The sequence below is a fragment of the Variovorax sp. CCNWLW225 genome, from assembly GCF_037204045.1.
GTDB lineage: Bacteria > Pseudomonadota > Gammaproteobacteria > Burkholderiales > Burkholderiaceae_C > Variovorax.
Window position 1 is genome coordinate 72991 of the sequence record NZ_JBBCBV010000006.1, and the last position, 9451, is coordinate 82441.

Consider the following 9451-nt stretch of genomic DNA (forward strand, 5'->3'; position numbering starts at 1 on the left):
CCGCTCGTCAGCGCTCGGCCAGGCGGGCGGTGCGACGCAGCGGCGGGTTCGCCGCAGCCGCGGTGGCACCGCGATCGACAACAGGCTCGCTGGCGCAGCTCGCGTTACTCGAAATGCACAACGCGGTGAGCAGGCCGTCCTCGCTCAGGGCCGGCCGGCTCGGCGGGCCGAAGATGCGGTCGATCCACGCGTTGCTGGCTTCGGGATCGATGCGCAGTTCGCCGGTGGTGCGCGCCAGGCGCAGCTCCGAAATGCGCAGGTCGAACACGGCGTCGACATAATCGAACAGCAGGTTGTAGTAGTCGAGCTGCGCATCGAGCACGGCGGGCAAGGTCTCGCGCCCGAACTCCATCAGGCGCCGCCGGCCGCGAAAGGCCTGGCCCGATGTGCTGACCGCTTCCATCAGCTGGCGCTCACGCTCGCGGCCGGACACCGTGCGCGCCCACGAGGCCGAAGTGAGCTCCAGCAGATTGAGCTTCACGCCTTCGAGCTTGGCTTCCTGGTTGGCAACCTCGGCCAGTGCGGACTTCAGGCGCAACTGGCGATCGAAGCCGTTGCCGAAGTTCCAGTTCAGCTCGAAGGCGGCGCGTGTCGGGTCTTGCGGCGACACGCCGCGCGGGTCCTTGCTCTTCACGAACACCGCATCCACCGTCGGATAGATGCTGGCCTCCTGCTGGTCGACGAGCGCCTGGGCCCGGGCGACGCGGCCCTTGGCCTCGGCTATCTCGGTGCTGCGCTCTTCGGCGCGGCGCAGGGCCTCTTCATGCGAAGCGATGCGCCAGAACGTGGGCGCGGCGAGCACGGGCAGCGAATCGGTGTTGGGCGTGAACTTGAAGTAGGTGTTGAACTTGGCCACCGCCTCGTCGCGCTGCGCCTGAAAGTCGGATTCGCGCGCAGCCACGCTGGCGCGGCGCGCGGCCGCCATGTTCAGGTCGTTCTCGCCCGCGGCACCGAGCGCAACGCGCCGGGCCTCGGCCTTCGACAGCTCGGCCACCACCTCGGTGGACTTGCGCGCGATCTGCTTCTTCAGGTCGAAGCGCTGCACCTGCAGGTAGGCCGTCAGCGCGTCGAGCACCACCTTCTGCGAGGTGGTCACCACCGCCTCGTCATCGGCCTGGTTGCCGGCTTCGGCCGCGCGCACCGCCGCGCTCATGGCGCCGCCGTCGATCAGGCTCACGCGCGCCTCGGCGGTCAGCACGGTGTAGTTCTCGGTCTTGGCGTTGGCCGCGCCGCTGTTGTAGTTGCCCGAGGCGGTGCCCATCTTGAAGCGCGGAAAGCGCGCCTTCTTGGCAGCGTCCACGCTGAAGCTGCTGGTGTTGGCGGCCGCCTGCGCGGTCTGCACTTCAGGGTATTCCTGCGACAGCGCGACCAGCGCCTGCTTCACGCGCTGCGCATAGCTTGCGGCGCCGATCGACGGAGTGGAAAGGCGGCGCGCCGGCACCAACTGCGCGGGCGGCTCCTGCGCAATGGCGGCGCCCGGCGGCAGCGCAAAGCTCGCGCTCAGCGCTGCACAGAGAACGCCGCGGCCCATGCGGCGCGGGCTTGCCGATTTGCTGCTCCTCATGGTTCGCGAAACGCTTCGCGCCGCAGCTTGAGCACGGGGCGAAGGATGTACCAGATGAACGGATCGGTTCCCACTTTCAGGTCGACCTCCGACTCCATGCCGGCGGTGACGCGGTTGTCCTGGTGGCCTACATAGGCCTGCCCGGTGCTCACTAGGATGCGGTAGTAAGGCGCCGCGTTGGCAACGGCCGGATCGCGGTCGGCATCGGCGGCCACCAGCGTGACCTTGCCGTCGATGGCGCCGTAGCGCAGGTAGTCGTAGGCGGTGATCTTCACGCGCGCCGCCTGTCCCACTTCGACAAAGCCGCGGTCGTTGGGGTTCAGGCGCGCCTCGATCATGACCTCGTCCTTGTCAGGCACCACTTCCATGATGGCTTCGCCAGGCTTGATGACCCAGCCCGGACTGGCACTGCGCAGGCCCTTCACGATGCCGGCGGCCGGCGCCTTGACGATGGTGCGGGAGCGCTGGGTGCGCGCGCGCGCAAGGTCTTCGCTCAGGCTTGCGAACTGGCGCTCCACCGTGGCCAGCTCGTCGGAGGCGCGACGGCGGAAGCGCCCTTCGGCCTCGGCCATCTTGGCCTGTGCCTCGGCAATGGCCGCACTTGCGGAAATGGCGCCCTGGCGTGCCACGGCCAACTCGCTTCGCACACCCTCTACCAGCCTGCGCTTTTCGAGCACCTCGACCTGCCCGACAAGTTTTTCAGCCAGCAGCTGCTCCGAAATCTCGAGCTCCTTCTGCATCAGCGCCAGCCGGTCGTTCAGGCCCTTGACCTTGGCCTGCTGTTCGAGCTCCTTGCTGCGCGCCTGTTCGAGCCCCGACACCGCGCCGGCCATCACGCCGCGCTGCTCGAGCGCGCGTGCTTCATAGGCACCGGTCTCGCCGTCGAGCACGCTCTCGTCGATATCCGCCGCAAAGCTCTCGCGCTTGAGCGGCTTGCCGCGGCTCTCGGCAATCAGGCGGATGCGCGTGGCTTGGGTGGCCGCATAACGCGCGGTGAGCTCCTCGAAGTTGAGGCCGCTGCCGCCCAAGTCGATCTCTACCAGCGACTGGCCCTGCTTCACGCGGTCGCCTTCCTTCACCAGCACGCTGCTGACGATGCCGCCTTCCAGATGCTGGATCGACTTGACGCGGTCCGATGGGATCACGCGGCCGGGCGCCACCACCACTGTCTCCATCGGAAAACCCAGGCCGACCACGGCCAGCACGGCCACCACGCCGCCGATCACCCACTGTCGGCGCCGGCCCTCGGGCGATGCATGCGCCGCGCGCTTGTGCTCTTCGTCCTGGAGTATCTGCGGCAGATCTGATTTCAAGTCGCGGTCCCTGTTTGTTCTTTGATCGACTAGTGGCTCACGCCATCGAACGGGTCGCTCCGGCGGCGCCCTGCGAGTGCGCATCGGCGTCGCCGTCTCCCGCGGCCGGGTCGGTCAGCGCCACCAGCGCCTTCTTCACGCCGAAAAGCTTCGGCACCATCACCGCGGCCGTTCCCTGTTCGACATTGCCCTGCCCCGTCACGTGATAGACCACCGTGGCCGCCGATACGATGCGCAGCGAATGCGTGACCACCACCACGGTGCGCACCTTGGCCACCGCGAGCAGCGTGGCGAGCAGCGTGCGTTCGCTCTGAAAATCGAGATCGTTGCTCGGCTCGTCGAGCACCAGCACCGAGGGCTTGCGCAGGAAGCTCATGGCCAGCGCCAGCTTGCGCCGTTCGCCCACCGAAAAGCCGGTGCCGCCTTCGCCCACCACGGTGCGGTAGCCGTCGGGCAGCTTCGAGATGAAGTCGTGCGCGCCCGAGAGCTTGCAGGCCGCCACCACCTGCTCGTCGCTCTGCCCCGGGGCCGTGCGGCGCATGGTGTCGATCAGCGGCCCGCCAAACCAGTAGACCTCTTGCGAGAGATAGCTGATCCAGCGCGAGAGCTCTTCGCGGCCGAACTGCGACAGGTCGTACTCGCCGATGCTGATGACGCCGCGCGTGGGCGTGTACAGGCCCGACAGCAGCTTGACGAGCGTCGACTTGCCGGCGCCGTTGCGCCCGACGATCACATGCAGGCCGCCGGGTCCGATGTCGAGGTCCACGTTTTCGAGCACCGGCTTCTGCGCGGTTTCGGTGAAGCTGAAGCTCACGTCCTTGAACGTGACGCGGCCCAGCGGTTGCGGCAGCGTCATGCCGCTCGGCGGCTTTTCGACGGGCTCGGAAAGCACCTTCTCGAGCCGCTTTGCCGCCTCTTTCGCCGCGGCCAGCGAGCGCCAGCTCGAGACCAGGCCCGCCACCGGCTGCAGCGCCTTGAGGGCCAGCATGTTCGATGCGACCAGGCCGCCGACGGTCATCCACTGCTCCATGACGGAGACAGCGCCCACCGTCACCACGATGACCGAGAAGACCGTCAGCAGCACGGTGGTGCCGTCGCGCGCGGTTTCGATCTGGCCGTTCTTGCTGAAGCTTTCGCTCAGCCAGTCGTTGTAGGTCTGGCGCCACATCTCGATGGTGGGGCCGTCGTTCGACTGCGTCTTGAGCGTTTCGCGCGCATTGCAGATCTCCGAGGTCATGCGGTCGAGGCCGCGGCCGCGCTGCACTTCTTCCACCCGGCCGGTGCGCACTTCGTCGGCCCACCACCAGGCCAGGAAGGCCATGACACCCAGGAACAATGCGACCACCGGCAACACCGGCAAGGCGACGATGCCGATCACCACCAGCGCGAAGATCGCCATCGGCAGATCGAAGATCGATTGCGCCAGGCCGCCGGTGACCGTGCCGCGCACCGAAGCCACGTCGCGAAAGAACTGGTGCCAGATGGAGGCCGGCCGCGCTTCGAGTGCACGCAGCGGGCGGTTCAGCATCGAGTTGAGCAGCGCACCCGACACGCCGTGATCGATGATGGCGCCCGCATTGCGCAGCAGGCGTGAGCGCCGCGCGCGCAGCCAGAACTCGAGGCACAAGAAAAACAAAATGCCGCTCACCAGCGCGGCCAGCGTCGAGATGCCGCCGCGCGAGAGCACGCGGTCATACACCTGGAGCAGGAAGATCGACGGCAGCAAACCGAAGAGGCTGATGGGCAGCGAGCGCCACGCTGCGCTCTTCACCAGCGGATAGGCATCGCGAAAGGCCTTGTTCAGCGCACCTGCATACGGACTCGCGCCCGGCTCTTCGGGCGCATCGGCAACCAGCTGGCTGGGCAAGAGAAACTTGATCATGGGAAATGGCCGATCCGTCGGGCAGTGACGCCTCGAAGATTATCAACTGTTACCCTTCTGTTACAAGCAATATCTACCCTTGGATGCCGAGGCAGCGCGGCGTTCGTGTGTATTCCTTCACAGCCAATCCGTCGGGCCTGGCGACAGCTTTGTTACCGCGCTCAGCCTGCAAGCAGCCCGAGGTTTTTCTCGCAGCCGGACGGGCCTCGTCGGTCGGCAGCCCCTTGGCCAACGCCAGCGCGACATTCGCGCACAGCAACATGCAAAGGAGCCAGGCGCCAAGCAACTGCAGCCAGCCGAGCCACCAGCGGCGCGCGGGCGCCGCCGCCTCTGCCGGATAGCGTTGAACGGGCAATGGCAGATATGCGCTGAATTTCATGGCAGTGCTTTCAAAACCCGGGCCAGCCGGGACAGGCCGACGCCTGCGGAACTCTTGGCCAACACCCAGTCACCGGGCTGCACCAGGCCTCCGAGCGCGGTCGACAAATCGGTCACATCGACGAACCAGTGCGACCGGACCTTGGTGCGGATGCGCGCATGCAGCGCCCGCATGAGCGGGCCGCACAGCAGCACGCGGTCGGGCTGCGAGGCGAGCAGCTCCGGCTCCAGGTCCAGGTGATGCCGCTGCGCGGCGGGGCCAAGCTCCTGCATGTCGCCGAGAATCGCCACGCGCCGCGCCGGCTCGCAAGGCGCCTGCGACAGCAGTTCGAGCGCGGCGCGCATCGAGCTCGGGTTGGCGTCGTAGGTCTCGTCGATCAGCTTGAAGCTGCCGCCGCCGATGTGAATGGTGTGCAGCGCGCCGCGCCCGCCCGGCGGCTCGAAGTGCGCAAAGGGCTCCACCGCGGCGGCCAGCTTCAGGCGCATGGCCTGCAATGCCGCGAGCACGGCCACGGCGCTCGCGCCCATGTGGCGCCCGGGCGCATTGAGCCGCAACTGGAACGGTTCGCCCAGCACCAGGGCCTGGACCTCGCCGTGGTCGAAGGCGAGCAGCCGCACGTCGGCGTCCTTGTGCTCGCCGTAGGTCACGATCTGCAGCTGCTGCGCCATCGCGGCTTCCGCGAAGGTCGCGAATTCGGGAATGTCGCGGTTCAGGACGGCGCTGTCGCCTGGCGCCATGCCCTGGAAGACGCGGCTGTCCAGGCGCGCCGCGGCCTCCGATGGGCCACGCGTTTTTTGCGCAGCCGCCGAGAGCCCCGTGACCACCGCCAGCATGGGGCGCACCAGCTGCGCCGAAGCCAGCATGTGCGGCGAGCCCATCTCGAGCACCCAGTAGGCGGCATGCCGCGGCATGCAGGTGAGGTTCCAGGCAATGCCCGAAGGCAGGCTCACATTGCCTTCAGGCCGGGCCACTTCACCCCACACGGCCAGCGCATCGGCAAGCATCGCGGCCACGGTGCTGCTGGCGGTGCCGCTGCCCAGCACGCCACACACGCGCCCGCCGAACTCGGTGCGCGCATGCGCGCCCAGCGCCAGCACCGCCTGCAGCACGTCTGGCACCTGGAGCACGGGCACGCGCTTGTCGAGGTGTGGCGCGGCATCGGTACACAGCACCGCAGCCGCTGGCTGCAAGACGCCCTTGAGCGCCACCGCGGCCAGCGGAGTCTTCGAGGGGCGCACCTGGTGCTCGAACACCACGCGCCCCTTGCGCAGGAAAGAGCGCTGCGTCACGCCGGTGGCGCGCCAGCCCTCCTCCGGCCGAACGACCCATTCGCCACCGGTCACGCGCGCCATCTCGTTGGCGGTCCACGCGGCGCCGTCGTCGCGGGTACTGCCGGCGGCGGCACCAGGCACTGCGCGACGCTCTTGCAGGTAGCAGTGGTAGGCCGCAAGGCCCGACACGTACTGCGCCACGTCGTCCACGCGCACGCGAAAGGCGTGGTGCCGGGTAAAGAAAGACCCGACGACGGTGGACGGCCGCCGGAAGTACATCGCCATCTCGGGCCAGAAGAAGCCGTTGAGCAGGTAGTGGGCGCGGTATTCGAGCGCGCGGTGAAACTTTTCGGTGTCCAGCTCTTCGAGCAGGTGCCGCATGGCGGGCATGCCCTCTAGCCGCTGCAGCATCTGCTGTGCGGCCAGCATGAGCTCCAGCAGCGTCGGAAACGCGGTCTTGCGGTCGAGCACGAAGTCCAGGTAGCCCGCCACGTTCTGCAGGCCGAAGCGAAAATACTTTTCCTGCGGGCTCCAGCGCGTGAGCTCGTTGACGCAGCAGCTCAGCCCGTGGTCGTGCGCCTGCCAGTGCTGGCTTGCGATGAAATGCTCGAACGCTTTCTCGACCGCCGCGAGCCATCGCGCATCGCGCGTGAGGCCGTACAGGCGCATGAGGCCCAAGGCCGCCTCGCCGTCGTAGTAGGCGGCGCGCGAGGCCTGCTTCACCGTCAGGTCGGCGGCATGCAGCACGTGGTTGAACCGCCCCGTGTCGGCGTCCTGCATCGACACGAGGCCCAGCGCCAGCTTTTCGAGCAGCGGCAGCCAGTGGCGCGTGTCGGTCGCCTCGCAGTACTTTGCCAATGCGAGCACGCAAGCCGCGGTGCCGCTCAGCTTGATCTCTTCACCGGCTTCGACGAGAAACGCGGCTTCGCTGCCGTCCGCGAGCCTGTAGCCGCGTATGAGCCAGTTGGACAGATGGTCCAGCGCGCGGTCGATGGCGGTCCGCAGCTTGTCTTCACGCGTGAGCTCCCACGCCTCGATCATGGCGTGGAGCACGCTCGGATGGCGCGTGGGGTCCGAGGTCGGAATGCGGCGGTCGAAGCACGGAAAGTAGCCGTACGCAAACCGCCCGTCGACCTGGACCTGCCGCGCAAGATAGGAGGCGCCGCTGCGCACGAGTTCGAGTGCCGACTGCGGCGTGAGCGCGGGCGCCTGGCGCCGCCCTGCATCGAGCCCCGTTCCCACCAGCTTGTGCACCACGCAATCAGGCTGGCAAAAAACACCCACCGTGGCCAGCAGGTAGACCGGCTGGTCCGCCGGCAAGTCGAGCATGAGCGTGCGTGCGAAGCGTGCCTGGCTGTAGCTCTCGAAGTTGCGCATGTTCACCACCGCATGCGCGATGGTCGAATCGGCATAGAGCATGGCGTTGGCATTGAGCTCCTGCTCGGTGAATGCCGTCTCGAAGTTCTTGTCGAACGCCAGGCCGAGCCGGAAGTAGTTGCGCTTGACGGCCGCGAGCTGCGCCTTGAACTGGGCCCAGTCGATGGGGCTTGCGCCCTCGACCCAGTCGATGCGCAGCCACGGCGACACGATGCCGTTTTCGCGCACCCAGCGCGCGATGATTCCGGAGCCTTCGCGCCACGCGGTCTCGAACTCGGCCGCGCGCGCGTGCACCACGTGCGCTCGCTGCGACCCGTCGCTGACCGAGAAGAAAAGCGTGAACGCCGGATAGGGCGCCGGCAGCGCCGCGCACACCGACACCAGGCGCTCGTGGCAGGCATGGAGCTGGTCGGAGAAGGACATCATTCGGCCTCGATCGAATACGGGAGACCGATCGCGCCCGTCATGTGCTCTCGCTTTTTTGACGCAGCGGACCGGAAGCTCCCCTCGAAGGCATCGCAGCTCTCCGGATTTCAGCGGTAGCTGAATTCGGCTCGGCGATTGAGCTGATAGCCCTCCTCGGTGGTTTCAGGAGACGCGGGCTTTTCGATGCCCCAGCTGACGGCCTCGATGCGATCGGCCGGCACGCCCAACTGCGTGAGCGCGCGCTGCACCGATTCGGCCCGGCGCTGGCCCAGCGCAAGGTTGTATTCGCGGCCGCCGCGCGAGTCGGTGTGGCCCTCGATCATCACCTTGCTCGCAGGCCGGTTCCGCAGGAAGTTCGCATGCGCTTCCACCACGCTGCGGTACTGCGCCTTGATGTCGTATTTGTCGAAGTCGAAATACACGATCTTCGCTGCGGCCGGGCTCTCCTGTACCGGCGGAGCGGCCGGAGGCGGCTCCACCTTGGCCACCGGCGCGGCCTTGTTCGAGTAGTAATACGTCGCGTCTTCGCGTCCGCTCTTGGGGCCTGTTCCGCAGGCGGCAAGGCTTGCCCCGAGTGCGACGACGGCCAGTATCCGGGAAGTGTTTTTCATGTTCGGTCCTTTTCGCGCGGGGCAGGCCGGTAAGGCCTGCCCCTTGCTTTGTTTTTCTTCTCCTACTGCTGCCCTTGTTCCTTAGCCCAGCAAGCCGTGCAGGATGTTCGTGACCGGAGTCAGAACGCTGCCGGTGCCGGCCGCCTGATCGACCAGGCTCGTGATCGGGGTCACGACATCGGTGACGATCGGTGCGGCTTGTTCCACGGTGTCCACCAGGCCGGCGACCGTTTCGACCACCGGCGCAAGCGTCGGGGCCGTACCGGCCAGGATGTCGGTCACCGGCTCGGCCACTTCGGACACCGCGGCGACCACCGGCTCGAGCGTCTCGCCCACGGAGCCGGCGGCGTCGAGCACCGGATCCAGGATGTTGGCGACCGGGCTGGTGTCGCCCAGCACGCCGCCAAGCAGGCCGCCGTTGCCGAGCAGGCTGCCGACGAGGCCTTCGTCACCCAGGAGACCGCCGAGGAGGTCGCCACCGAGGACGTCGTCCCCCAGCAGATCGCCGCCGAGCAGGCCGCCTACGACGCCGTCTTCGCCGAGCACACCGCCCAGCAGGTCGCCGCCGAGGAGATCGCCGCCAACCAGGCCGCCGACGATGCCGTCTTCACCGAGCACGCCGCCCAGC

General features: G+C 67.6%; 6 protein-coding genes and 1 pseudogene. All 7 read right to left on the bottom strand.

Features of this window, described 5'->3' with window-relative positions:
* Positions 1 to 7 precede the first annotated feature (7 nt).
* Complete coding sequence (locus V9L20_RS13110) at positions 8 to 1564, bottom strand: TolC family protein (RefSeq protein WP_337296931.1); 1557 nt, start codon at positions 1562 to 1564, stop codon at positions 8 to 10.
* Entirely contained in the window at positions 1561 to 2877 is a 1317-nt protein-coding gene (locus V9L20_RS13115; protein ID WP_337296932.1) for an HlyD family type I secretion periplasmic adaptor subunit, read from the bottom strand. The genes V9L20_RS13110 and V9L20_RS13115 overlap by 4 nt, the downstream gene beginning before the upstream one ends.
* A 37-nt stretch (positions 2878 to 2914) precedes the next feature.
* Positions 2915 to 4759: a peptidase domain-containing ABC transporter gene (locus V9L20_RS13120; RefSeq protein WP_337296933.1), complete on the bottom strand. Its 1845-nt coding sequence runs from the start codon at positions 4757 to 4759 to the stop codon at positions 2915 to 2917.
* Between the two features lie 73 nt (positions 4760 to 4832).
* The gene (locus V9L20_RS13125) at positions 4833 to 5138 is read right to left on the bottom strand and encodes a hypothetical protein (RefSeq protein ID WP_337296934.1); all 306 of its coding nucleotides are present in this window, start codon (positions 5136 to 5138) and stop codon (positions 4833 to 4835) included.
* Positions 5135 to 8212: a glutamate ligase domain-containing protein gene (locus tag V9L20_RS13130; RefSeq protein WP_443098575.1), complete on the bottom strand. Its 3078-nt coding sequence runs from the start codon at positions 8210 to 8212 to the stop codon at positions 5135 to 5137. Before V9L20_RS13130 ends, V9L20_RS13125 begins: the two co-directional genes overlap by 4 nt.
* A gap of 107 nt (positions 8213 to 8319) precedes the next feature.
* Positions 8320 to 8823, bottom strand: coding sequence for a peptidoglycan-associated lipoprotein Pal (pal, locus tag V9L20_RS13135; RefSeq protein ID WP_258502351.1), 504 nt, complete (start codon positions 8821 to 8823; stop codon positions 8320 to 8322).
* A gap of 81 nt (positions 8824 to 8904) precedes the next feature.
* Positions 8905 to 9451 (bottom strand): annotated as a pseudogene (locus V9L20_RS13140) (hypothetical protein); the annotation flags it as partial.